Origin of the sequence: Catenibacillus scindens (genome assembly GCF_014202115.1) — a bacterium.
Lineage (GTDB): Bacteria > Bacillota > Clostridia > Lachnospirales > Lachnospiraceae > Catenibacillus > Catenibacillus scindens.
In genome coordinates this window covers 29,270-54,721 of sequence record NZ_JACHFW010000004.1, presented here as the reverse complement: position 1 = coordinate 54,721, position 25,452 = coordinate 29,270, and the positions used below count along the sequence as shown (strand labels likewise).

The window sequence follows — 25,452 nt, the reverse complement described above, 5'->3', positions numbered from 1 at the left end:
ATCCGGACGGATAGATGAAGGAGATATTTATGGCAGAGTTTGGCAGAGAAAAATATTATCCAACAGAAGAGACCCGTGAAAAGGTGATTCTTGTGGGGATTGCCGCCGGAAGCGGCAGCGATACCCAGGAATCACTGGAGGAACTTGGGGAACTGGCAAAGACGGCAGGAGCTGATGTTGTTGGCATGCTCATCCAGAACCGGGAAGCGCCCCATTCTGGAACGTATCTTGGCAAAGGCAAGATCCAGGAGCTGTCCGCCATGATCTTTTCCTTGGGCGCCACAGGCATTATCTGTGATGATGAATTGTCTCCCGCCCAGATGGCTAACCTGGAGGATGCTCTCGGAACAAAAGTTATGGACCGGACGTTGCTGATCCTTGACATTTTCGCCCAGCGGGCTTCTACCCGCGAGGGGAAGATACAGGTAGAGCTGGCCCAGCTTAGATATCGGGCTACACGTCTGGTAGGTCTTGGCCGGTCATTGTCCCGCCTTGGAGGCGGCATTGGCACAAGGGGACCGGGTGAGAATAAACTGGAGATGGACCGGCGGCTGATCAAAGAGCGGATCTCCCATTTGAAAAGAGAATTGGAGGAAGTGGAGCGCCACCGGGAAGTTGCCCGAAAGCAGCGGAGCAAAAATCCAGTGTCCGTGGCGGCCATTGTGGGATATACCAACGCGGGAAAATCTACCCTCCTAAATACCCTTACGGGAGCCAATGTGCTTGAGGAAGATAAGCTTTTTGCCACCCTGGACCCGACGACCCGTATGCTCACTCTGGAGAGCGGGCAGCAGGTGCTGCTCACGGATACGGTAGGTTTTATACGCAAGCTCCCTCATCATCTCATTAACGCTTTCCGCTCCACCCTGGAGGAAGCCCGATACGCGGATATGATCATCCATGTTGTGGACGCGTCCAATCCTCAGATGGACGCCCAGATGCATGTGGTCTATGAGACTCTCCGCCAGTTGGATATTAAAGATAAGACGGTGATCACGGCCTTTAATAAGATGGATCTTGCCGGTAAGGATAAAGGGGAAGGCTGGTTTAAAGATTTTCATGCCGATCATACAGTGTATATCAGCGCCAGAAATTCCCAGACGCTGACCCCGCTCTTAGACGCCATCGAGGAAGTGTTGCGGGCGAAAAAAATTTATGTGGAAAAGCTTTTTGATTATCGCGACGGGGGAAAGATTTCTGGTATACGAAAGTACGGACAGCTTTTAAGCGAGGAATACACAGATAAAGGTATTCTTGTAAAAGCCTATGTGCCGGCAGATGTGTACGCTATGGTTGCCGGTGAAAAGTAAAAATGCCCGGTCCTTTTTAGGACTGGGCATTCATTTTTTTCTGATTGAATACGTCAAATATGGAAAGGGAACTGTTCCTGAATGTCTCTAAAATAACATCATCCAGTATCTCCTCAGAGGATGCGCCGTGGCCGGCGATAAGATTTTTGATAACCGGAATGAAGGAGAACCACATCAGTGTGCTGTAAAGATTTAACGTAGGTGAATCATAGTTAATATGGGAGGACAGCTCTTCACCGATGGTCTGGATGGTATCTTTATGTTTCAAAATATCTTCATTCAGTTCGTTGATGTACTGGTATCCGTAAAAATTCATCTTTGCTACAAGTTTTTGTTGGCTGATGAGATGAGGGTCTCGGACGATACGGTAATTAAACTTGTCCGCAATGGCTTGGGCCATATCATTTAAAACAGGACTGCTGTTGACATAGGCGATAAGGGAATCTTTGTTAATGTCTGTTTTTAACACTTTTTCTTCTTTGTCCAGACTTTGATTATATAGCGTGATCTCATAGCGGATATTTTCAAATTCCTCATCAAGGATCTCCAGGGTAGCGGCAAGACGGTTCAGCTTTCGCTTGATTTCCATAGGCGGCTCATAAAAAGACTTGTATCCAAGGCCGTGTTCCACCTCTGCCCAGGCATGCTGAAGGACAGTGCGGAGTTGGATTTCAAAGAGGATATCCTGGTATTTCTGATATTCCACTAACTGGCAACGGTCATCAGTAAATTTTACCACCAGATGAAGGGAGGTATAGCCAAATTCAATATTATTGACTTTATGTTTTTTCCTCTTGTCTACAATCTCCACCACCTCAAAGGTTTTATCAATAAGATCAAAAATCCGGTCTACATCACTTTCAAATAAGGTGACAATACGGCATCCCAGAATATCGGTGATTTCATCCAGGTGATTATATTTAGCTTTGGATATGACTTTATTTTTCAAAGCTTCTTCGCTTTTGATCCTGAGAGTCATATTGGAAATCTTTATATGATTCACCTCAATAAGCGTTGTAATGATTTCCCCCACATCACGCTGCAGCTTTTTATAAATTTCCATATTCTGATAGTATTCACTCATAATAGTATCAAGTGTATCTATCACTGCGCAATCGTTCCTTTCTCCGTAAACTCCTGTGATATTATAGCATATTCCGCTGAAGAAAGCTAATAGAATTCATCGTCAAACAGCTACATTTTTAAATTGCGGTAAATCCTGCAAAACAGGAGGAATTGCGAATGCAGCGAGGAGGGAACTGTGAATAGCAACAAGATCAATCGGGCCATATGTTTTTCTTGCGCCAGGGCAGCAATCCATTTATAATATATAAGGAAACAGTTCAGCAATCCAAAATAGCGGGAGGCTGACCTGTTATTCTATTAAGAAAGGGTGAAATGTATGGATATACTTGAAAGATTTTCAAAATATATTGCCTTTGAAACAACATCCAGCGAGGAATCAGATACAACGCCATCCACCCGGTGCCAGCTTGATCTGGCCCGCTATCTGGTGGATGAACTGAAAAAAATCGGTGTTGAGAAAGTGACGCTGGACCGCCATGGTATTGTATATGGATGGATCACAGCCACGGCCGGCTATGAGGATAAAAAAGCGTTGGGCTTTATTTCCCATATGGATACATCCCCTGCAGCCAGCGGAAAAAATGTGAAGATCAATGTGATCAAAGATTATGACGGAAAAGATGTGACCCTGCCAGGCGGCGTGACCCTAACGGTCAGGGATTTTCCCCACTTAAAATCGCTGGCAGGCCGGACTCTCGTCACATCGGACGGGACAACTCTTCTCGGAGCTGACGATAAGGCAGGCATCGCGGAGATCGTTACCGCTGTTGAAAAAGTATTAAGTGAGAAGATTCCCCACGGGCCTTTGTGTATTGCCTTTACCCCCGATGAGGAAGTGGGCCGGGGAGCGGATCACTTTGACGTAGGTCTTTTTGGAGCGGATTTTGCATACACAGTGGACGGCGGACCAGAAAATGAACTGGCCTGCGAAACGTTTAACGCCGCTTCAGCTCATATAAAGATCCACGGTGTATCGGTTCATCCGGGAGATGCCAAAGATGTGATGGTCAACGCAGGGCTGGTGGCCTGCGAGCTTGCTGCCATGCTGCCGCCAAGCGAAACTCCCCGGTATACCCAGGGCTATGAAGGCTTTTATCATCTTGACGCTATCTGTGGAGATGTTTCCCAGGCGTCTATGAGCTATATTATCCGGGATCATGACCGAAATATTTTTGAGAACCGTAAAAACACTGTGAGAGAAGTTGTAAATGCCTTAAATGAGAAATACGGCCAGGGAACGGTGGAACTTACTATAGAAGATTCCTATTATAATATGAAGGAAATCGTTGACCATCACCCTCACCTTATGGAAAATGCCAAAGCAGTGATGGAAGAACTGGGCATGACGCCGGACGTTATCCCAGTCCGCGGAGGCACCGACGGATCCCGCCTTTCCTATATGGGTCTGCCCTGTCCAAATCTTGGCACCGGGGGCTATGCTTATCACGGGCCCATGGAGCATATTACCAGGGAGGGCATGGAGCTGGCCTCAGCGGTTGTTGTGGGCCTGATCAAAAAATACGCCCTGTAAAAGGAGGAAATTATGAGTTACGCAGATCAGGTTTTTATATCTATGTGTAAAGATATTCTTGAAAACGGATGCAGTACCGAGGGGGAGAAAGTCCGCCCCAAATGGCCGGACGGCGCCTTTGCCTATACGATCAAGAAGTTTGGCGTGGTTAACCGCTATGACCTGTCTAAAGAGTTCCCCGCCCTGACCCTTCGCCGCACCGCCATTAAAAGCGCTATTGACGAGGTTCTGTGGATCTGGCAGAGAAAGTCCAACAATATCCATGACCTTAAAAGTCATATATGGGACGAGTGGGCAGATGAAGATGGCTCCATAGGAAAAGCCTACGGCTATCAGATGGGAGTAAAGCATCAGTATAAAGAAGGCATGATGGATCAGGTGGACCGGGTGCTTTATGATCTGAAAAATAATCCCTACAGCCGCCGGATCATGACCAATATTTATGTCCATCAGGACCTCCATGAGATGAATCTCTATCCCTGCGCCTACAGTATGACCTTTAACGTGACAAAACGCTCCGGGGAAGAGAAGCTGGTTCTCAACGCCATTTTAAATCAGCGTTCTCAGGATGTACTTACGGCTAACAACTGGAATGTGGTTCAGTATGCAGCCCTGATGCATATGTTTGCCCAGGTGTGTGACATGCAGGTGGGCGAGCTTGTCCATGTCATTGCCGACGCTCATATTTATGACCGCCATGTGCCACTGGTTCAGGAACTGATCTCACGGGAGTCATATCCCGCGCCTGTATTTTGGATGAACCCGGAAATTAAAGATTTTTATGATTTTACACCGGATGATTTCCGTCTGGATGACTATGTAACCGGTCCTCAAATCAAAAATATTCCGGTGGCTATATAAAAAAACTGGGAGATGAGTCTATGAATTTAATTGTTGCTGTAGATAATAACTGGGCGATCGGAAATAAAAACAAGCTGCTTAATAGTATTCCTGAAGATATGAAGTTTTTCAGGACAACCACCACCGGCAAAGTGGTGATCATGGGAAGAAAGACTCTGGAAAGTTTTCCCGGAGGAATGCCCTTAAAAAAGCGGCTTAATATTGTGATTTCCAGACAAAAAGGGTATACAGTGAAAGACGCCATCGTCGTTCCTGACATTGAGTCCGCTCTGGAAGAAGTGAAAAAATACCCTACTGAGGACGTGTATGTCATCGGAGGGGAGAGCATTTACCGACAGATGCTGCCTTACTGTGACGTGGCCCATGTAACAAAAATGAATTATGCCTATGAGGCGGATACATGGTTTCCCAATCTGGACAAAGATCCTGAGTGGGAGGTGGTCGCCAGAAGTGAGGAGCGGACCTACTTTGATCTGGAATATGAATTTGATATGTATGTGAGAAAGACAAGTTATCCGGCCATGAAAGATTATATACGGGCCCACTGTATGGACGAGTAGCAGAAAACTGTATAGATGAATAGAGTAAAGGGCATATCCGTGGAGAAGACTCCTGTGGGATATGCCCTTAAAAATATCAATCGCCGGGGGTTGCCCATCTGACGGGCGCCACCGCGGGGGTATGTTATTCGATGACTTTGATCCAGCCTTCCGGAGCTTTGATGTGTCCCATCTGGATGCCGGTCAGGGTATCGTAAAGTTTCTGGGTAATGGGGCCCATGGCTTCCATGCCGCTTGGAAAGCAGATCTCTTTGCCGTGATCGTTAATCTTTCCTACCGGGGAGATGACAGCCGCTGTGCCGCACAGTCCGCACTCAGCAAAGTCTTTAACTTCGTCAAAGTATACTTCCCGCTCCTCGACTTCCATGCCCAGGTATTCTTTTGCCACATAGACAATGGAACGGCGGGTAATGGAAGGAAGGATGCTGTCGGATTTTGGCGTTACCAGCTTATTATCCTTTGTGATGAAAATAAAGTTAGCGCCGCCGGTCTCCTCAACTTTTGTCCGGGTTGCCGGGTCAAGGTACATATTTTCTTCAAAACCTTCAGCGTGAGCCGTAACAATAGCGTGGAGGCTCATGGCGTAGTTTAATCCGGCTTTGATATGACCGGTGCCGTGTGGCGCTGCCCGGTCAAAATCGCTGACTTTGATAACGATAGGTTTGGCGCCTTCTTTAAAGTAAGGGCCTACCGGCGTGGCAAATACGCGGAACTGATATTCTGTGGCCGGTTTAACACCGATAACAGGGTTTGAACCGAACATGTAAGGACGGATATATAATGTAGCACCGGAGCCGTAGGGCGGAACATAGGCGGCGTTGGCCTTTACGACCTGGGCAACGGCTTCGACAAAGCGGTCTTTTGGAAATACAGGCATCTCAAGACGTTTTGCGGATGCCTCCATGCGCTCCGCGTTTAAGTCGGGGCGAAAAGTTACAATACGGCCGTCCTCAGTGGTGTAGGCTTTCAGACCTTCAAAAACAGTCTGTGCATACTGCAGAACGCCGGCACATTCGTTCAGGACAATATTGGCATCCTGTGTCAGGCCGCCCTCATCCCAGGCGCCATCTTTATAGTTGGAAACATAGCGCCAGTCTGTCTGATGATAGCCAAAACCGATATTGGCCCAGTCAAGATTTTTCTTTTCCATATCTATTTCCTCCAATCGAGTCTCATTTTGTCTCATTTTACGCTAAAAAGAAGCAAATCTAAGTTTTATTATACATCAGTTTTTGTAATTTTCAACTGGTTTTTTGTGAATAAGGTGATAATTTAAAGTTTTAAAATGTTAAAGCGCAGGACGGCATTGACTTTTCCTATAAAATCAAGTATAGTTGTGATGTGTTTTGATCACTATTAAAATAGGAAATAAATTGTAAACGCATTGATGAAGGGAGTACCGCATTTATGAAAAAAGTGCCGTTTGTAACAAAAGAGCAGCTTGACGCTATCGTTAAGGAATATCCAACCCCCTTTCATTTATATGATGAAAAGGGAATCCGTGAAAATGCCCGTAAGGTGAATCAGGCGTTTTCCTGGAATAAAGGTTTTAAAGAATACTTTGCCGTTAAGGCGACGCCCAACCCATATATTTTAAAAATTCTCAAAGAGGAAGGCTGCGGCACCGACTGCTCATCGCTGACAGAGCTGATGATGTCGGATGTGTGCGGATTTAAGGGCCATGAGATGATGTTTTCTTCCAACGACACACCTGCAGAGGATTTCAAGCTGGCCAGCGATCTTGGGGCTATCATTAACCTGGACGATATCAGTCATATTGATTTCCTGGAAAAGACCATTGGAAAGATTCCGGAGACAATCTGCTGCCGTTTTAACACCGGCGGAGAGTTTAAGATCAGCACATCCATTATGGATACGCCGGGTGAAGCTAAATACGGCTTTACGCGTGAGCAGCTTACAGAGGGCTTTAAGATCCTTTTGGAGAAAGGGGCTAAGACTTTCGGCCTTCATGCATTTCTTGCCAGCAATACAAAAACCAATGAATACTATCCCGCGCTGGCCCGGATTCTCTTCAAGACCGCTGTGGAACTGAAAGAGGAGACTGGCGCTCATATTAAGTTTATCAACCTGTCCGGAGGTGTGGGTGTTCCCTACCATCCCGATGAGGAGCCTAATGATATTTTGGTCATCGGTGAGGGTGTGCGCAAAGCCTATGAGGAGATCCTTGTCCCTGCGGGAATGGACGACGTGGCCATCTTCACAGAAATGGGCCGTTTTATGCTGGCGCCGTACGGTCATGTGATCACAAAGGCGATTCACGAAAAGAAGATTTTCAAAGATTACATTGGTGTGGATGCCAACGCCTGTAACCTGATGCGGCCGGCTATGTATGGAGCTTACCATCACATTACAGTGGCCGGTAAGGAAGATATGCCTTGCGACCACAAATATGACATTACTGGTTCCCTGTGTGAGAACAATGATAAATTTGCCATTGACCGAATGCTTCCAAAGATTGATATTGGCGATTATCTTATCATCCATGATACCGGCGCTCACGGTTATTCCATGGGCTATAACTACAACGGCCGTCTTCGCTCTGCGGAAGTCCTTTTAAAGGAGGATGGTTCCACTCAGCTCATCCGTCGCGCCGAAACTCCGGCAGATTATTTTGCCACCTTTGATTTTACAGGGATGTTTGACAAATATACAAAAGAGTATAAATAAAGCGGCAAGGGCGTCAAAAAGAATTTTGGCGCCCTGTTTTTGTGAGGTGGAAGTGTGAAACAAGTAATCGGCGTTATGCCATTGTTTGATGAAGATAAAGACAGTTTATGGATGCTTCCCGGATATTTTAATGATGTTGGGGTCAAAAGGTCTTTTGACCCCATGATGCCACGGATTTCTCCGCGCTCTGCGCTCTCGAAATCCTAAAAACATTCGAAATCGCTCATTTTTCTTCGAAAAATGGCTGCTGTCTACGCTCCGCTTCGGTCGGTGCAGAGCAGACATCCACCGGATGTCCTGCACCTCATGTTTTTCGGGTCAAAAGGTCATGCTTTTTCATGCAAGCATGAAAAGCATGACCTTTTGACCCTGGCATCATTTTAATGGAATTATAGAAGCCATATATCATCCCGGTTACAGATTCCTATGGGCGGTGCAGTGGCATCCGGAGTTTCTCTGGCGGACAGATGAGATGAGCAGAGCATTATTTTGCAGGTTTGTCAGGTCATCTGAATTATGAAAATATGAAAAGGCGGGATTTCACACAAGGTTGGCGGGAGCGCCGGACAGGAATTTTTCTATATTGTCAAAGACAATGGCTGCCCGCAGCTTCATAGATTCCGCTGTGGAAAAGGCCAGATGGGGCGTCAGCAGTATGTTTTTGCAGTTAAGGAGAGGATGGTCTTTGGGGATTGGAGGTTCCATCTCAAAAACATCCACGCCTGCGCCGGCAATCCTGCCTTCGTTCAGGGCGTCGGCAAGAGCCTGGGAATCGACTACCGGGCCCCGGGCTGTATTAATAAGAATAGCACTGCTTTTCATGTGTGAGAGAGCCTGGCGGTCTATAAGATTTCTGGAGGCTTCTGTTAAGGGACAGTGAAGAACTACAATATCGGATTGTTCAAGCATGGGATAGAGGGGGAGATAAGTGATCCCTTCCCCTGTTTTTCCCGGTGTAAATCCGTTGTAGGCCAGAATCCTGCATCCAAAAGCCTGACAGAGACGGATAGTATTCATGCCAATGGCGCCGGTGCCGATGATTCCTACAGTTTTGTTGTGAAGCTCAAAGCCGGTAATCCCGTCTTTGGTCTGGCCGCCGCGGCACTTTTTATCCGCCGCGGGAATCTGGCGCAGCAGTGTCAGGATCATGGCAATGGTCAGCTCAGATACTGCCTGGGTTGAGTAGCCGGAAGCGTTGCTTACTAAAATTCCCCGCTCTTTGGCGCGGGCTACCGGAATATGATCCACGCCGGTAAAGGCAACATTAATGTACTTCAGATGGGGGCAATGGTCGATGACTTTTGCCGGTAAAGGCATATTCGCCAACATTAAAATGTCCGCGTCTTTTGCCTCCTCTATGAGGACTGCCGTATCTGTGCTGCGGTCAAAAGCTGTAAAATGGTGTCCCGCAGCCATCAGAGGGGCGGTGTACTGATCTAAAAGTTCCTGGCTGATGCCCAGGGATTCGAGTAAAACGATGTTCATAAATAACCTCCTTGGATAGTATAAAATTTCTTGAATCTCAATGCCGGGTGCGTTATAATGATAATGGAAAAAGGGAAGATAACCGCCCACAAAGTGGTTGACCCTTATGAATAGGTAAAATAGAAATACCACTCCATCACTCGCCAAAGTTTCGGGGTGGTTTTTCTATGCTTAAAGCACTACTTGATAAACGTAAAGACGAATGTCAGCAATGCGAGAATGAACATGGCAAAGGTCATCAGGTCTTTCATGTCAACACCTCCGCAACAAGTAATAAAGCGTCTGTTTTGTGATAGTGTAAAGTTGAGGAGGTGTTGACTCTCGCGGCACTCGCCAAATGGACGCGGAAATAAAAAAACAGCCAGAATCTTTAAGAAACCCGCTGTTTTACTGAAAAAAAGTAAGCGCGAGACGGGATTCGAACCCGCGACCTTCGCCTTGGCAAGGCGACACTCCACCACTGAGCCACTCGCGCATAATAAAAACTCTTTTATTTTTCCTCTCTCAAGGACATTTATTACTATACATGATAAAGTCGTGTTTGTCAACAGATTTTTTTGAATTTTTTAAACATTTCTAACTATTCATTACGATTCACAGTCCCCTCCACGTCTCATTTGCAATCCCGCCTGCTTTTCTGGCTTTACCGCTGCTGCCGCAGCTACAACTGTTACAATTTATTTTGCTGCTGAAAAATATAGGTTTGCTATGGTGAATGGGATATGATAAAATAGGATTGCTTATAACGAACAATTAAGAAAGGGGTTTGCTCATGAGTCTTTTGATTAAAGGCGGCCGGTTAATTGATCCGGCGACAAAACGGGACGGACAGTTTGATGTTTTAGTGAAGGACGGCAAAGTATGCCGTGTGGATTCACAGATTGAACCGCAGGAAGGCGATCAGGTTTTGGACGCTTCTGGCTGTTACGTCGTTCCTGGACTGATCGACCTTCATGTTCACTTGCGCGAACCAGGATTTGAGTATAAAGAGACGATTAAGACAGGAGCTATGGCTGCGGCCAGGGGCGGATATACGTCTATATGCCCCATGCCAAACACGAAGCCGGTGATTGACAGCTCTGAGATGGTCCGTTGGCTGAAAGACAAAGCGGAGAATGAGGCTGTGGTTAATATCTGGCCGGTGGGAGCGGTGACGAAAGGTCAGATGGGCAAAGAACTTGCGGACATCAAGGCCATGGCTGAGGCCGGAGCTGTTGCCATCAGCGAGGATGGCAAGAGCGTGATGGATACAAAGCTGTATAAAGAGGGCATGATCCAGGCTAAAGAAGCCGGGATCACAGTGCTGGCCCATTGCGAGGACAAGACGCTGGTAGGCCGTGGGGCCCTTAACGCCGGTCCGGTGGCTCAGCGCCTGGGCGTTGAGGGCATCGGAAACGATGTGGAAGATATTATCGCGGCCAGAGATATCATTCTTGCCAAATCCACAGGGTGCCGCCTTCACCTGTGCCACTGCTCCACAAAAGACAGTGTTGCTATGGTAAAAGCGGCTAGGGCTGACGGTATCGACGTAACCGCAGAAGTATGCCCCCACCATTTTATACTGACTCAGGACGATATTCCTGGGGATGACGCCAATTATAAAATGAATCCGCCGCTCAGATCCAGGGAGGACCGGGACGCCCTTGTGGAGGGGTTAAGCCAGGGGATCATGGAAGCGATTTCTACGGATCACGCGCCCCACAGCGCGGAGGAAAAATCCAGAGGGATTGCCAAGGCGCCTTTTGGAATTGTGGGAAGTGAGACGGTGCTGTCACTGACCATGACTTATCTGGTTCATACAGGAAAGCTGACGCCCTATGAGATGGTTGAGCGGATGAGCTGGCGGCCGGCGCAGATTATCGGAATTGACCGGGGATCACTGGCGGAAGGCAAGGTGGCGGATATTACTCTGATCCGCCCGGACGAGGAATATGTGATCCACGGGGCAGATTTTGTGTCCAAAGGGAAGAATACCCCCTTTGAAGGCTTTAAAGTGCGGGGAAAAGTGTATAAAACTATTGTGGGCGGAAAAGTTGTCTTTACAGACGATCAAATGTGAATTGGAGAGAATAAGATGAGTATAAAAAAGATGACCGTTACGGTTAATTATCAGAAAAAGCTGGCCAAAGACGTTTACAGCATGTGGCTGGCAGTAGGTTCCATGGCCGACGAGGCAAAGCCGGGACAATTTATTTCAATCTACAGCAACGACAGTTCCAGGCTTCTCCCAAGGCCTATTAGTATTTGTGAAGTGGACAGAGAATTTCGCAGCATCCGGGTCGTTTACCGGGTAGTAGGCGCAGGCACAGAAGAGTTTTCTCATTTAAAAGCCGGACAGAGAGTATCGGTGATGGGGCCTCTGGGCAATGGTTATACATTAAAGCAGGAGGGCAGAGCCCTTCTCGTCGCCGGAGGCATCGGCATTCCGCCCATGCTTGAACTGGCCAAAAATCTGGACTGTGAGAAAGATATTGTCCTCGGCTATAAGGACAGCCAGACATTTTTAGCGTCGGAGCTGGAAGACTACGGCAATGTTTACATTGCCACAGAGGACGGAAGTGTGGGTACGAAAGGCAACGTCATGGACGCTATCCGTCAGCATGGCCTTACAGCCGATAAGATCTATAGCTGCGGCCCGACGCCCATGCTTAGGGCGGTCAAAGATTTTTCTGTGGAAAAATCCATTGAATGTGAAATTTCCCTGGAAGAAAAAATGGCCTGCGGCATTGGCGCCTGTCTGGCCTGCGTATGCAAGTCCAAAGATGTGGATGCCCATACGCATGTGAATAATAAACGTATCTGTAAAGACGGTCCTGTATTTAATGCTCTGGAGGTGGAATTATAATGAATACAAAGGTAACAATCGCAGGCGTTGAATTTAAAAATCCAGTGACTGTGGCCTCCGGAACTTTTGGCTCAGGGGCAGAATACGGAGAACTTATAGATCTGAACCGTCTGGGCGCTGTCGTGACCAAAGGCGTGGCCAACATTCCGTGGCCGGGCAACCCGACGCCCCGCATCGCTGAGACGTGCAGCGGTATGCTCAACGCTATCGGCCTTCAAAATCCCGGCGTGGATGTATTTATCAAGAGAGATATTCCCTTTTTAAAACAATTTGACACAAAGATTATTGTCAATGTTTGCGGAAAAACGACGGCAGATTATGTGGAAACGGTAGAGCGCCTTGGGGACACAGATGTGGATATGCTGGAAATTAATATTTCCTGCCCCAATGTGAAAGAGGGCGGCATCGCCTTTGGCCAGAATCCCAAGTCTGTGGAAGATATCACAAAGGCTATTAAAGCGAAAGCGAAACAGCCGGTGATCATGAAGCTGAGCCCTAATGTTACAGATATTACCGAGACTGCCCGGGCGGCTGAGGCCGGCGGAGCGGATGCCCTGTCCCTGATCAATACGCTGACAGGAATGAAGATTGATATTGAGCGCCAGACCTTTGCCCTTGCCAACAAAACCGGCGGACTGTCAGGTCCGGGGATCAAACCCATCGCTGTCCGCATGGTTTATCAGGTAGCCAACGCGGTGAATCTGCCCATTATCGGAATGGGAGGAATCCGGACAGCCAGCGACGCCATTGAGTTTATTCTTGCCGGTGCGACTATGGTGGCTGTGGGAACCGCTAATTTTGTCAATCCATACACAACGATTGAAGTTATTGACGGCATTGAAGATTACATGGAACGTCATCATGTGGATGACATTCATTCCATCATTGGCATTGTAAAATAGTGACACTTCAGCCCGCTGAAGAGATATGACATTGGCTGGGGCAGCGTTTTGCGGCTGCCCCATACTTGTGCGCTGCGCCGTCTCTTTACTTATTTTTCGGCCTTTGGCTCATTGGGAATGGAACTGTTGCTGTCAAGGAGACGGGCGTAATAACCGTGGGCCTGATAGAGTGCTGCGGCGGGATTGTGGCACAGAACCCTGTCCTTGGCCACAAGGGTGGTGACAAGGGCGTCGGAATGCTTATAAAACAGACTGTCATGGCCCACACACAAGCCGATGACCACATTCAGTCCCGTGTGATGGCGGTTAAGTATTTTGGCCTGTAAGATTGGGTTGCACATATTGACGCCTACATTTTCACAGCGCTTTGGAATACCTACAGTAACTTTAGGCACAGCGCCTGCTTTACATCCGATGCCGAAAACTTCAAAACCGTGGGCCCGGAAAATTTTAGCCGCTGTACGGGCTTCCGACAGCAGCCCGACACAGGTGGCGATGCCGATTTTAGTGATCTGCAGTTTTTTTGCAAACTCCATAATCTCCTCCACCCGGGTCATTTTACAGTAATTTTCCGATTCTACTTCGGCGGCGGCCTTTGCTACCCTAAGGTCTTCGCTCCCTTCACTGTAGCATTCCATGGCTTCCATGAGCGCTTCCTCATCCATATGGGTTGTCATGCAAAAATTATTATAGCTGCGGTCCATCTTATTGCAGTTGGCATAGCCGCAGTCAATACAGCTTTTATTTTCATTCATGATCTCTCTCCCTTTCATTTCTCTTTAATATTTTTCTGGCCGGTTCATTGACGGTCTTTACTGTCAATAATAATGGTGACAGGGCCGCTGTTAATGAGGGAAACTTCCATGTGGGCTCCGAAAATCCCGTGTTCTACATGAAATCCCATATTCCGGCATTTTTCCATAAATTCTTCATAGAGAGCTTCTGACATTTCCGGGGGTCCGGCCTGGATAAAACTGGGGCGATTGCCTTTTTTAGTGCTTGCCAGGAGCGTAAACTGGGAAACCACCAGAAGACTGCCGCCCACATCGGCCAGGGACAGGTTCATTTTCTCATTTTCATCCTCAAAAATACGCAGGCCGGTCACTTTTTTTACTACATAGTCCAGATCTTCCTGGGTGTCCTCCGTGTGGACGCCAAGCAAAACAAGAAATCCCCGGCCGATCTGTCCGGTGATCTGTCCGTCTACCTGGACGCTGGCCTGGGCAACTCTTTGAACTACTGCTTTCATTATATAAATCCTCCAATTCTAAAATCAATTTTTGTAACAGTTCAGCCATCAGGAATGGGGCGGGCTGAACTGTTACTAATTTCGTCTAAACGACAAATATATTTGTCGTTTCCTATTAATTATACCAGTTGAAGGTTGGGGCAGGCAATATTTTTAGGCGTTTTGAGCGGACTGAACTGCTGCCAATATGGTAACAGTAACTAACAGTTCAGCCGCGCCTGCGCTGTGCGGATGCCCTGACTATGAAATTTTGTCGTTTTTTCATCACATAAATAAAAAATGAAATTTTATTTACATTTTACAATACAAATGAAATAGATTTTACATTTGGCGGATATATTGATACTATCAGCGAAGAGAGCTGTATAAAAACTATCCAATACACCGCCGGGGCAGAAGGTTTGCTGCCGCGGAGATAGAGGGAATGATAGGAGGAAAATCAAAATGGAGAAAGTGAAAAAACAAACAGCAACACAATCACAGAAGCTTATGGTCTTTGTACTGACTATGGCGCTCTACGGTCTGGCGACTCTTTTTACAGAGCTGATTCCTTCCTTTCAGGTAGGAATTGTAGAATTTTCCGTGGAATATTTTTTGTTTATCCCATTAACCCTTTCCATGCTTTTTGATCCTATGTCCGCGGCCCTGGGCGCGGCCACAGGCGAGCTTGTGTTTTCAGAAATCATGCTGGGACAGTTCGGCGGACTGGGCGAACTGGAAAAGTTTATTACAGTAACCATTGGCGTTTATATCGCCGGGAGGATGGTTGCCAATCCTGCAAAACGTAAAATGGTAGGAATTGCCGCCATGACCGGCGTTGTTATCCAGCAGCTCCTTGGAACGATCGTAGATATTTTAAAAGTTCAGTTTGCAGTTTCAGATTTTGAGGCGGTTGCCGGACTTCCCGAAAGTGTTTTTGCCACAGAGGGCTTTGCATTTCTCAACGATGTGCTGTTTTCAGGAATCTTATTCTGCCTGCTGCCAACTCTTTTCCTTGTACCAAAGCTCTATGGCAAGATCGAACCGCTCCTTGGAATGCAGCCGAGAAGCAGGGAGACCTATCTTGGCGCTATTAACATAAAGGTTGTGCTGGGATGCATCGTGGCCTTTGCCGTGGCTGTCTGTTCAGAAATGCTGGCGGAAAGCGGCACGTCCCTGATCGACTGGGAGGCCGGATGGGCCGGAAGCAGCACAGCTCTCTTTGCGGGAATGATCGTGGCGGCAGCGGCGGCGCTTATTGTGCTGATCTTTATGCGCCGCGGCGCAGCGGTACGGGTCAATGGAGAGGAGCAGGCATAAAATGAATGTGATCGAGATTGAAAATCTGACTTTTTCTTATCCCGGCGCATCGGCTCCAACATTAAAGAAATTAAATCTTACTGTAGAAGCGGGCGACTTCCTGGCCATTGTGGGAAACAATGGCTGCGGGAAGTCGACCCTGTGTAAGGCGATGAACGGGCTGATTCCTAATTTTATCACCGGGACATATTCCGGCAGAGTGCTGGCCAAAGGTTTGGATACATGCGGCACTGATGTGGGAAGTTTAGCTGCCAGGGTGGGTTATGTATATCAGGATTTTGAAAATCAGATTGTGCGCCCGACCGTTCTTGACGATGCGTCTTATGCCTGTATGAATTATGCTATGAAGGATTATCTTGAGCGTGGAAAGGCAGCATTGGAAAAGTGCGGACTGGCGGGCCGGGAGAAAGATTACATATGGCAGCTTTCCGGAGGACAGACCCATTTGCTGGCGCTGGCCGGCGCGGTGTCTTTGGAGCCGGATGTTCTGATCCTTGACGAGCCCATCGCTCAGCTTGATCCAGGTCACGCGGACCGGATTTATGAAATTTTAAAGGATCTCAATGAAAATTACGGGAAAACCATTATTGTTATTGAACACCATACCGAATACATCGCGGATTACTGTAAGCATGTAGTTTTGCTGAAAGAAGGGACGGTTGCGTGGAAGCTTCCCACCCGGGAGGCGCTGTGCCGCGTGAAAGATCTGACAGCTTCCGATATTTTTCCACCTCAGGTTACCAGAGCGGCCTATGAACTAAAGAAAAATGGGGTACTGCCCATGTCGGGGGAGCTGCCTGTCACTGTCAGTGAGGGCCGAAAAATTTTTGGCGGACTTTCCTGTCACAGGGCGGAAGACGGGAAGGCGGCGTGTGAATCTGTCAGATCATGGGAGACGCCGCCAGCAGCCGTGGAGTTTAAAGATGTGTCCCTGGCCTATCGTTCTGTAAAAGGCGGCCCCAACCAGATCTTTGACAGGCTGAACCTGACCGTCAGAAAAGGGGAGAAAATCGCCCTGATCGGCTCCAACGGGGCGGGAAAATCTACGCTGATGAAGATGATGACTGGCCTGCTCAGGCCATCTCAGGGAGAAATTGAAATTTTCGGAGAAAAAATCCAGTCCGTTAAACGGGATAAGCTGTTCAGACGCATTTCTCTGGTTTATCAAAACCCGGAAGAGATGTTTATTAAAGATACTATAGAGTCAGACATAGCCTACGCTATGGAGGTTCGGAATATAAAACAGTGGAAGGAGCGCACCGGTCAGCTCTTGGAACAGTTCCGGCTGACCGGTCTTAAAGACAGAGACGGGCGGCTCCTGTCCGGAGGGCAGATGCGCCGGGCCAGTCTGGCTATCGGTATTGCCTTAAATCCGGAAATCCTGCTGCTGGATGAACCTACAGCCAATCTGGATATTGCCACCCGAAGGGAGATTATCCGGACTCTGGAGGATATGAAAGACGTAACCGATACCGTGATGATTGCTACCCATGATATGCAGCTTGTATGTGAGTGGGCTCAGCGCATTATTGTCCTTTGCGGCGGCAAGGTCATCGGTGATGGCACAAGGAATGAAATATTCGGCAATGAGCAGATTCGGGAAAGGACCGGAATACGTCCACCGGAAATCTTTTCTATGGGGCAGGAACTTTGCCCCCAGGCGTACTGCTATACTATTGATGAATTTGTTCAGACATTTGGAGGTGATTTTAATGGCAGGGTTCACAAAGAAGCTATCGGATAATTTATTTGACAAATTTTCTATGGATTTTCTGCGCAGTCAGGTATTGAAAAATGCCTATGGCAATGATGATACAGTGATCGCTCGCCTTGATCCGAGAATCCTTATTGTCTGGTATTTATTTTTTGGTCTGGTTCCCTGGTTTGCCAATGATCTGATATTTTTGCTGTTTTCCTTTATGATTGTTGTGGTGACTACCGTACTTGCACGAGTGGCCGGGCTTGTTCTGTTTTTGTTTTTACTCGGCGTATTTTCACAGACGGGATATCTGTTTGTTGCAACGCTGATTTTTGGAGGTAATGGGACGGCCATCGCTCCCTTGTTAGTGTTGACATTAAAGGTCGCCACTGTTTCTCTGGCGTCGATTACAGTATTTTCAGGTCTGGATCCGGACCGCCTTTCTAATGGCCTGATGTGGTTTAAATGTCCGGAACGCCTGTCATTTTCCATTTCTTATGCTTACCGTATGCTGCCGATGCTTATGGAAGAATTCCAGAGTGTGCTTTTGTCCTACCGTATGCGGGGCAATCCTCCCGACAGCGGGACATTTTTGGGAAAAATCCGGTATCTGATCTATCAGATTAAAGTGATTATCCATGCTTTTTATCCATTAATGCTGAATACGGCAAAACGGTCAAGAACAACAGTGGAGGCCCTGGAAATTAAAGGCTACCGCTATGCGGCGGTAAATAAAGACGTAAAAAAATTAAAATTAGCTTCCCTTAAAGTTACCTATGATGATATGATATTTCTGATAATTTCTTTTTTAATGATATGTATCAGCCTGTTCATATCCAGTATGGTCTAAAAGGGATATAGGAGGTAGATTATTTTGTATATGGATTTTCATACCCACGGAAAGCTGGCCAAAAAACTGCCTTTTTCCACGGTGTACACAGACTGGCTTTTTCGGGAAGCAAAAGATGCCGGCCTGGATGCCCTTTGCCTGACCGAGCATTTTAACACGCTTCAGTTTGAGGATTTGTACCGCTATATTTTGTCTGCAGGTGAGCGTGTGGGGGATAGTATTGTCCTTGAAAACGGACTGCGCGTTTTTCCGGGAATGGAGACAGATATTTGCGAGGGCGGCCATATTTTGTGCGTTGGTCCGGCAGAAGCTATTTTAGAGCTTAACCGATGTCTGGATCCTTACAAGGAAAAAGATAAATTTCTTCCCTTTTCAAAGTTGATGGATCTTTTTGAGGAGTATCCGGTAATTGTGGGAGCAGGACATCCTTTCAGAAAAGGAGAGCATATGTATATACCTCAGCTTCCAAAAGAACAGCTTGGGCGCCTTCATTTTATTGATCTGAACGGAAAAGATGTGGCGCTGGACAAAGAACGCACAGAGCGGCTCACCTGTCAGATGGCCCGGAATCTCGGAATTCCCGCTGTGGCTGGCAGCGATACCCACCAGGCGGTGCAGTACGGGTGTATACGGACAAGGTTTGAGCGGGATATGAGCCGTATAGAGGAAATTTATGACGCGATGAAAAAAGGCCAATATACCATTGACGTGCTGCCGGAGGCTGCTTTCCATGTGCGCACTGCCGGTCTTTTAAAACGTTCCCTGAAAGAAATTTATGCTCTGGGAGGCGATTATGTATCTGTGCTTGTGGCGGGAGAATCTATTTAGTATGCTAAAGATCTGTATCAGAGCTTTTAATAAGGAGGAGACGGGAAATGTCTTTTGATTTTTTGCCAGCAGACAATGAGTTTACGCGGGCAGACGCTCAGATTATGGAGTTTATCAGCGCACATCCCAATGAGTTTTTGCTGATGAATATGAGCCAGCTGGCCCGACAGCTTGGGGTATCCGACGCCACGGTGTCACGGTTCGCGCGCCACAGCGGGTTCGCGGATTTTAAAGAATTAAAAAGAGCTGTGATGCAGCAGCAAAATAATCAGTCGTCGCCGGCCCTTAAAATGGCTCAGACACTGATGAAGGATGAAGGAGGCTTTGGCCTTGCCGGGTGGCTGTCTTATCAACAGAGCTGCCTGCAAAAGACGCTGGAACATTTGGATGAGGATATTTTTGAAACTTCGGTTAAAGAGATCCTCTCGGCCCGGCATATATATATTCACGCTAAGAGCGCCTCTGCATCAGTGGGGCAGCTTCTTATGTTTCGCCTGCGCCGTCTGGGGCTGCCTGTCAGTATGCTGCCCTCCGGTGGATCGGAGATCTGGGAAGGACTTGCCCTGGCAGGGGAAGGCGATCTGATTATTATGTTCAGTTTTTCAAAAGTATCCCGGGAAGGGGTTATGATTTTAAATCAGTCCAGGGAGTCTGGTTATAAAACCCTGGCTTTTACAAGCCGCCTATATGTGCCGGCCGGACAGCGGGCGGATATGAATCTTTTTGTTTACCGCGGGGAAGAAAACGAGTACCATTCCATGGCGGCTCCAGCCGCAGTTGTGGATGCCCTGGCTGTGGCCGCAGCCAGAGAGCTTGGGCCTGATTCAGTCAAACGCCTGGACCGTCTCCATGAATTAAAAAAGAAATATTAAAATTTAATAATTATTCGACATTTTTCCTGTTGATTTTATTTCAAGAAATGATATGATAAAACACAAAGTCAATGACAGCTTGTAGCCGTCGGGCGTTCCGGTCCTGGAGAGCAGGGAGGTCTGATATGTTTACAAGTATTTACAGCGGAGCTGTCTGCGGCATTGAAGGGCAGCTTGTCAGTGTGGAAGCGGATATCAGCGATGGATTTCCATCTTACTGTCTTGTGGGCTACCTGGCTTCTGAGGTCAAGGAGGCTAGGGAGCGCGTAGCCGCCGCTTTGAAAAATTCCGGCTACCGTATGCCTGCGAAGAAGATCATTATTAATTTGTCCCCGGCAGGGATGCGCAAGCAAGGGACTGCCTACGATCTCCCCATTGCCCTGGCGCTTTTGGGGTCTCTGGGGATTATTCCCAGGAACCGGCTGGCCCATGTTTTTGCAGTAGGCGAATTAAGTCTGGACGGCAGCCTGAAACCTGTCAAGGGAGTTCTCTCGCTGGTTCTTATGGCGGGGAAGTCTGGTATTACCCGGTGTCTGGTGCCGGAGGAAAATGTGGCGGAGGCGGAGCTGGCCAGGGACCAATGGACCCATTTGCCGGAGATCATTGGTTTATCTGACCTGAACGCCGCATGTATTTATCTTTGTCAGGGGATGTCTTTGCCTTCTGATTGCAATAACAGATCAATTCTTAGAAACAATTCTGATAGTGAAAATCAAAGTATCATCAAAGATTCCACAGGAATAACAGTTTTAAAAAAACAAAAAAATTGGGTGGATTTTTCTCAGATTATTGGCCAGGAACCTCTAAAGCGGGCGATCATGGCGGCGATTGCCGGTATGCATCACCTTCTTATGATCGGTCCGCCGGGAAGCGGTAAGTCTATGAGCGCCCAGGCTGTCCGCGGGATATTGCCGCCGATGACCCACAGCGAGCAGTTGGAAGTCACTCAGTTGTACAGTGTGGCAGGCCTTCTTGAAAACGAGGGGCGTCTTATAGAACACCGGCCCTTTCGCAGTCCTCACCACACGGTGCCTGTTAAGACGATGACTGGAGGCGGCGCCATCCCTGTTCCCGGGGAGATCAGCCTGGCTCATCGTGGGGTTCTCTTTTTAGATGAGCTGGCGGAGTTTTCCCCATCGACTCTGGAAGTACTGCGCCAGCCTTTGGAGGAAGGGATTATTACCATCAACCGGCTTCATGGCAGTTTTGTGTTTCCCGCCAGCTTTATGCTCATTGCCGCCATGAATCCTTGTAAGTGCGGATATTTTCCGGATCGGTCTAAGTGCAGGTGTTCATCCCAGGAGGTTTACCGGTATCTTCACCGGATCAGCCGGCCGCTGTGGAACAGGATCGACCTGTGCGTGGAAGTTCATCCTCCGGTAGAACCCGGGAATGGATACAGTCACCTATTAAATAGGAAGAAACAGGAAAATACGGGCACGGCTGCAGGAGAAACAGCGCTGGACTCACGGAGTATGTCCGGGATTATCCTCAGAACAAGAGAGATCCAGGAGGAGCGCTTTAAGGGGCTGGGGATCTTCTACAATTCCCATATGTCGGCGGAGATGATAGAGCGATACTGCTTTTCCGACGCCCACATCCGTTCATACGCGGGAAAACTGGCGGACGCTCTGGAACTGAATATGCGCGGACTTCACAAGCTGATGAAAGTGGCGCGCACTATCGCGGATCTTGGCGGGGAGGAGCGGATTTTGGAAGAGCATGTGGATGAGGCTGCAACCTACCGTATGGTTGAACAGTCCTACTGGGAACTTTAGAAAATAGAAGATAAAAGGGGAGGGAAAAGATATGGCGGCAAAGGAACTGCTGGCAAAAGAGCTGCTTGAAAAGAATGCAAAGTTATATTTGAAGCTGTGCTGCTACTGGCTGTGCAGCCTTATTGAGTTTGGGATCGTCGGATTGTCAAAATTTGTAGAAGTCTGCGGCGGTATTGAACATGTTTTTTCTGTGAAGGATGAGCAGATTTCCGCTTCCGGGGAAATCCCTTACAAATTAAAAAGAGAGATTCTCAAAACAAGAGATATATCTGTCATTGAGAGAGAATATAATAAGTTATCAGAAAGAGGCATTTCATTTGTAGGCTGTATGGATGAGGATTTTCCGGAAAAATTAAAATATATAGCCAACTGCCCTTTCGGACTTTTTTATAAAGGCGTCCTGCCCGACCCGGATAAAAAGACGGTGGCCATTGTAGGCGCCAGAAACCCGTCGCCCTTTGGCCTGGAGACGGCCCGGCATTTTGGGGAGGTTCTGGCTTATGCCGGAGTGCAGGTCATCAGCGGGCTGGCTCTGGGAATTGACGGACGGGCCCACGCCGGGGCTCTTGAGGCCGGCCACAAGACATGGGGGATTTTGGGCTGCGGTGTGAATATTTGCTATCCCCAGGAAAATATACAGCTTTTTGAACAGATGAAAACTCAGGGAGGGATCATCTCAGAGTTTAAACCGGGGCAGCGGCCTCTGTTCTGGCATTTTCCCTTCAGAAACCGTATCATCAGCGGCCTTTCCGATGGGATTGTTGTGGTGGAGGCACGGAAAAAAAGCGGCTCTCTCATCACAGCGGGATTTGGCCTGGAGCAGGGGAAGGATATTTTCGCGGTTCCTGGGCGGCCGGTGGACGAGCTTTCAGAGGGGTGCAATAGTCTGATTTTGGATGGTGCGACGATGGTGACAGGACCTGAGGACATTTTAGAGGACTATAAAATTTCTGTAAAACTTCCGGTGAAAAATAAGTTTGTGCTTGATAATTTAGAAAAATTGGTGTATCCTAGCTTGTGTTTAGATGCCAAAAGCATTGAACAGATTGCGTATGAAGCGCGGCTTGATTATACACACACTGCGAAAGCGCTGCTTTCCCTTAGTGTGAAGGGATGCGCCCGTCAAGTCGGCAAGAATTATTATATAAAGAAACTGTGATCTTCCGAAAGCGGCCAGGCCGAAGGGAGAAGGTCCGGACGAAATTTTTTGGAGGAATGGTAATGGCAAAATATCTGGTCATTGTTGAATCCCCGGCGAAAGCAAAAACCATCAATAAATTTCTGGGGGCAAATTATACAGTCGTAGCTTCCAACGGTCATGTCCGTGATCTGCCTAAAAGTCAGATGGGAATTGATATCGAACATGATTTTGAACCTAAATATATAACGATCCGCGGCAAGGGCGATGTTCTCGCTATGCTGAGAAAGGAAGTAAAAAAAGCAGACAAAGTTTATCTGGCAACCGACCCCGACCGGGAGGGAGAGGCGATTTCATGGCACCTTGCTTACGCCTTAAAGCTGGATGAAAAGGCCACCAACCGCATAACGTTTAACGAGATCACAAAGACGGCGGTGAAAAATTCCCTGAAACATGCCCGCAAGATCAATATGAATCTTGTGGACGCCCAGCAGGCCCGGAGAATTTTAGATCGGATGGTGGGCTACAGCATCAGTCCCCTGCTGTGGGCGAAAGTGAAGCGGGGACTGAGCGCGGGCCGTGTCCAGTCGGTAGCTCTGCGGATCATCTGCGACCGGGAAAAGGAGATCGAATCTTTTATACCGCAGGAATACTGGACTTTGGATGTCCTTTTAAAAGTCGATGGGGATACAAAACCCCTGCAGGCGAAATATGTGGGAGATATCCACGGCAATAAGGAGATCCACTCTAAAGAGGAGATGGATAAGATTATTGAAAGTCTGGAGAACGCTCAGTATGAGATCAGGGAAATCAAGGTAGGTGAGCGGAGCAAAAAATCTCCCCTTCCCTTTACAACAAGTACATTGCAGCAGGAGGCGTCAAAGCAGCTTAATTTTTCCACACAGAAGACGATGCGTCTCGCTCAGCAGCTTTATGAGGGCGTGGATATTGAAGGGGAAGGCTCTGTGGGCCTGATCACCTATCTCCGTACCGACTCTACCCGTATCTCGGAAGAAGCGGACGCTAATGTGAAAAAATATATTGATAAAACTTACGGCGCCGATTATGTGGTTCAGGGAACTAAAACCGGAAAGGATAATAAAAAGATCCAGGACGCCCATGAGGCGATTCGCCCCACATACCTGACTATGACGCCGGTAAAGGTGAAAGAGTCCCTGTCAAGAGATCAGTTCCGCCTCTATCAGCTAATCTGGAACCGTTTTCTGGCCAGCCGCATGACAGACGCTGTCTATGAGACGACATCTGTAAAGATTCAGGCCGGCGACCACCTGTTCAGCGTGGCCGCCTCTAAGATTAAGTTTGACGGTTATCTCTCTGTGTACCGTCAGGAGGAGGATAAAGTTGAAAAGAATGTCCTCTCCAAAAAACTGACCAAAGAAAGCAAACTGACATTTGTCGATTACGAGGAAAAGCAGCATTTTACCCAGCCGCCGGCCCATTTTACAGAGGCATCCCTTGTAAAAACTCTTGAAGAACTGGGAATCGGACGTCCCAGCACCTATGCGCCAACCATCACTACTATTATTGCCCGGCGATATATTGCCAAAGAAAATAAAAATCTTTACGTTACAGAACTTGGCGAGATCGTCAATAAGATCATGGTGGAAGCTTTTTCCAGTATTGTGGATGTGGCATTTACAGCCAATCTTGAGTTCCTCCTGGATAAGATCGAGGAGGGGACGATCAGTTATAAGACAGTCATCCGAAACTTTTATCCGGATCTCAAGGAAGCGGTGGATCACGCCCAGGAAGAGTTGGAGCAGGTGAAGATCGAGGATGAGGTTTCCGATGTGATCTGCGATCAGTGCGGCAGAAATATGGTTATCAAGTACGGCCCTCACGGCAAGTTTCTGGCGTGCCCCGGTTTCCCGGAATGCCGCAACACAAAGACTTATTTTGAAAAGATCGGCGTTAAATGTCCCAAATGCGGCGGGGATATTGTCATCCGAAAGACACAGAAGGGCCGGAAGTATTATGGATGTGAGAATAATCCGGACTGCGACTTTATGACGTGGCAGCGCCCGTCAGACAAGCGATGCCCTGAGTGCGGCGAAGTGCTTGTCTACAAAGGCAGCAAGCTTGTATGTCTTAATCAGCAGTGCGGTTACGTTGAAAATATAAAATCCGACGAGGCCCGGCAGAACGCAGGATGATCTCAGTCAAATCCTTAAAGATTCAGGGCAATGCCGCAGCGGCATTGCCTTTTTTTCAGGCAGAGAACCATGGAAATGAATAATTATGCATATGAGCTGCCCGACAAATGGGCATGAGATACAGATTGCTCCCAAAAGTCATAAAATTTCATGTAATCATGAAATTTATAACCTTTTGTCATTTGTCTCATATATATTGTATTAGTTGTCTTAATTTCATCAGTTGTCAATAAATTTTGATTAAAATAAACTTTTTTTTCGGATAGCCCTTGTGACTTTCCAGAAATTGTGTTAAAA

23 protein-coding genes and 1 tRNA gene are annotated in these 25,452 nt (G+C 47.6%); 18 read left to right on the top strand and 6 right to left on the bottom strand.

The window, feature by feature from the left end:
- Window positions 1–29 precede the first annotated feature (29 nt).
- A complete protein-coding gene (gene hflX, locus HNP82_RS06600) occupies window positions 30–1,310 on the top strand; it encodes a GTPase HflX (protein ID WP_183772745.1) in 1,281 nt (426 codons plus the stop codon).
- Between the two features lie 16 nt (window positions 1,311–1,326).
- Here the strand turns inward: hflX and HNP82_RS06595 are convergent, their stop codons facing one another.
- Window positions 1,327–2,418, bottom strand: a complete 1,092-nt coding sequence (locus HNP82_RS06595) for a GTP pyrophosphokinase (RefSeq protein WP_183772744.1) — start codon at window positions 2,416–2,418, stop codon at window positions 1,327–1,329.
- A gap of 294 nt (window positions 2,419–2,712) precedes the next feature.
- Here HNP82_RS06595 and pepT point away from each other — a divergent pair, with 294 nt between their 5' ends.
- Genes pepT through HNP82_RS06580 form a run of 3 tightly spaced genes read left to right on the top strand, consistent with a single transcriptional unit; the run spans window position 2,713 to window position 5,348 of the window.
- On the top strand, window positions 2,713–3,927 hold the full coding sequence (gene pepT, locus HNP82_RS06590) for a peptidase T (protein WP_183772743.1): 1,215 nt from the start codon (window positions 2,713–2,715) through the stop codon (window positions 3,925–3,927).
- Between the two features lie 12 nt (window positions 3,928–3,939).
- Window positions 3,940–4,788 carry a thymidylate synthase gene (thyA, locus tag HNP82_RS06585; protein WP_183772742.1) on the top strand — a complete coding sequence of 283 codons (849 nt, stop codon included), beginning with the start codon at window positions 3,940–3,942 and terminating at the stop codon, window positions 4,786–4,788.
- 20 nt (window positions 4,789–4,808) lie between these two features.
- The gene (locus HNP82_RS06580) at window positions 4,809–5,348 is read left to right on the top strand and encodes a dihydrofolate reductase (protein ID WP_183772741.1); all 540 of its coding nucleotides are present in this window, start codon (window positions 4,809–4,811) and stop codon (window positions 5,346–5,348) included.
- Window positions 5,349–5,472: 124 nt separating this feature from the next.
- On the opposite strand, the gene HNP82_RS06575 is transcribed toward HNP82_RS06580, so the two are convergent.
- Entirely contained in the window at window positions 5,473–6,534 is a 1,062-nt protein-coding gene (locus HNP82_RS06575; protein ID WP_183772740.1) for a branched-chain amino acid aminotransferase, read from the bottom strand.
- A 221-nt stretch (window positions 6,535–6,755) separates the two neighbouring features.
- Between HNP82_RS06575 and HNP82_RS06570 the strand changes: the two genes are divergently transcribed.
- From HNP82_RS06570 to HNP82_RS18790, 3 genes are all read left to right on the top strand, one after another.
- Window positions 6,756–8,036 carry a diaminopimelate decarboxylase gene (locus HNP82_RS06570; protein ID WP_183772739.1) on the top strand — a complete coding sequence of 427 codons (1,281 nt, stop codon included), beginning with the start codon at window positions 6,756–6,758 and terminating at the stop codon, window positions 8,034–8,036.
- Window positions 8,037–8,090: 54 nt separating this feature from the next.
- Window positions 8,091–8,243, top strand: coding sequence for a hypothetical protein (locus HNP82_RS06565; protein ID WP_183772737.1), 153 nt, complete (start codon window positions 8,091–8,093; stop codon window positions 8,241–8,243).
- A gap of 181 nt (window positions 8,244–8,424) precedes the next feature.
- The gene (locus HNP82_RS18790) at window positions 8,425–8,556 is read left to right on the top strand and encodes a hypothetical protein (protein ID WP_183772943.1); all 132 of its coding nucleotides are present in this window, start codon (window positions 8,425–8,427) and stop codon (window positions 8,554–8,556) included.
- A gap of 20 nt (window positions 8,557–8,576) precedes the next feature.
- On the opposite strand, the gene HNP82_RS06555 is transcribed toward HNP82_RS18790, so the two are convergent.
- Both HNP82_RS06555 and HNP82_RS06550 read right to left on the bottom strand, forming a co-directional pair.
- The gene (locus HNP82_RS06555) at window positions 8,577–9,521 is read right to left on the bottom strand and encodes a 2-hydroxyacid dehydrogenase (protein WP_183772736.1); all 945 of its coding nucleotides are present in this window, start codon (window positions 9,519–9,521) and stop codon (window positions 8,577–8,579) included.
- Between the two features lie 403 nt (window positions 9,522–9,924).
- Window positions 9,925–9,996 (bottom strand) — tRNA-Gly (locus tag HNP82_RS06550).
- A 297-nt stretch (window positions 9,997–10,293) separates the two neighbouring features.
- On the opposite strand from HNP82_RS06550, the gene HNP82_RS06545 reads away from it, so the two are divergent.
- Genes HNP82_RS06545 through HNP82_RS06535 form a run of 3 tightly spaced genes read left to right on the top strand, consistent with a single transcriptional unit; the run spans window position 10,294 to window position 13,268 of the window.
- Window positions 10,294–11,580: a dihydroorotase gene (locus tag HNP82_RS06545; RefSeq protein ID WP_183772735.1), complete on the top strand. Its 1,287-nt coding sequence runs from the start codon at window positions 10,294–10,296 to the stop codon at window positions 11,578–11,580.
- Window positions 11,581–11,595: 15 nt separating this feature from the next.
- Window positions 11,596–12,366: a dihydroorotate dehydrogenase electron transfer subunit gene (locus tag HNP82_RS06540; RefSeq protein ID WP_183772733.1), complete on the top strand. Its 771-nt coding sequence runs from the start codon at window positions 11,596–11,598 to the stop codon at window positions 12,364–12,366.
- Entirely contained in the window at window positions 12,366–13,268 is a 903-nt protein-coding gene (locus HNP82_RS06535) for a dihydroorotate dehydrogenase (protein ID WP_183772732.1), read from the top strand. Before HNP82_RS06540 ends, HNP82_RS06535 begins: the two co-directional genes overlap by 1 nt.
- An 89-nt stretch (window positions 13,269–13,357) precedes the next feature.
- On the opposite strand, the gene HNP82_RS06530 is transcribed toward HNP82_RS06535, so the two are convergent.
- Both HNP82_RS06530 and dtd read right to left on the bottom strand, forming a co-directional pair.
- Window positions 13,358–14,023 (bottom strand): DUF1847 domain-containing protein, encoded by a 666-nt coding sequence (locus HNP82_RS06530; RefSeq protein ID WP_183772729.1) that lies wholly within the window; start codon window positions 14,021–14,023, stop codon window positions 13,358–13,360.
- A 44-nt stretch (window positions 14,024–14,067) separates the two neighbouring features.
- A complete protein-coding gene (gene dtd / locus HNP82_RS06525) occupies window positions 14,068–14,517 on the bottom strand; it encodes a D-aminoacyl-tRNA deacylase (protein WP_183772728.1) in 450 nt (149 codons plus the stop codon).
- Window positions 14,518–14,961: 444 nt separating this feature from the next.
- Between dtd and HNP82_RS06520 the strand changes: the two genes are divergently transcribed.
- From HNP82_RS06520 to topA, 8 genes are all read left to right on the top strand, one after another.
- A complete protein-coding gene (locus HNP82_RS06520; RefSeq protein WP_183772727.1) occupies window positions 14,962–15,816 on the top strand; it encodes a cell division protein FtsQ in 855 nt (284 codons plus the stop codon).
- 1 nt (window position 15,817) lies between these two features.
- Window positions 15,818–17,560 (top strand): ABC transporter ATP-binding protein, encoded by a 1,743-nt coding sequence (locus HNP82_RS06515; RefSeq protein WP_183772726.1) that lies wholly within the window; start codon window positions 15,818–15,820, stop codon window positions 17,558–17,560.
- Window positions 17,529–18,365 carry an energy-coupling factor transporter transmembrane component T family protein gene (locus HNP82_RS06510; protein ID WP_183772724.1) on the top strand — a complete coding sequence of 279 codons (837 nt, stop codon included), beginning with the start codon at window positions 17,529–17,531 and terminating at the stop codon, window positions 18,363–18,365. The genes HNP82_RS06515 and HNP82_RS06510 overlap by 32 nt, the downstream gene beginning before the upstream one ends.
- Before the next feature lie 30 nt (window positions 18,366–18,395).
- Entirely contained in the window at window positions 18,396–19,193 is a 798-nt protein-coding gene (locus HNP82_RS06505) for a PHP-associated domain-containing protein (RefSeq protein WP_243164679.1), read from the top strand.
- A 47-nt stretch (window positions 19,194–19,240) separates the two neighbouring features.
- Window positions 19,241–20,065, top strand: a complete 825-nt coding sequence (locus tag HNP82_RS06500) for a MurR/RpiR family transcriptional regulator (protein ID WP_183772722.1) — start codon at window positions 19,241–19,243, stop codon at window positions 20,063–20,065.
- A gap of 71 nt (window positions 20,066–20,136) precedes the next feature.
- Window positions 20,137–21,843: a YifB family Mg chelatase-like AAA ATPase gene (locus tag HNP82_RS06495; protein ID WP_279288888.1), complete on the top strand. Its 1,707-nt coding sequence runs from the start codon at window positions 20,137–20,139 to the stop codon at window positions 21,841–21,843.
- A gap of 31 nt (window positions 21,844–21,874) precedes the next feature.
- Window positions 21,875–23,002, top strand: a complete 1,128-nt coding sequence (dprA, locus tag HNP82_RS06490) for a DNA-processing protein DprA (protein ID WP_183772719.1) — start codon at window positions 21,875–21,877, stop codon at window positions 23,000–23,002.
- Window positions 23,003–23,064: 62 nt separating this feature from the next.
- Window positions 23,065–25,155, top strand: coding sequence for a type I DNA topoisomerase (gene topA, locus HNP82_RS06485; RefSeq protein WP_183772715.1), 2,091 nt, complete (start codon window positions 23,065–23,067; stop codon window positions 25,153–25,155).
- Window positions 25,156–25,452 lie beyond the last annotated feature (297 nt).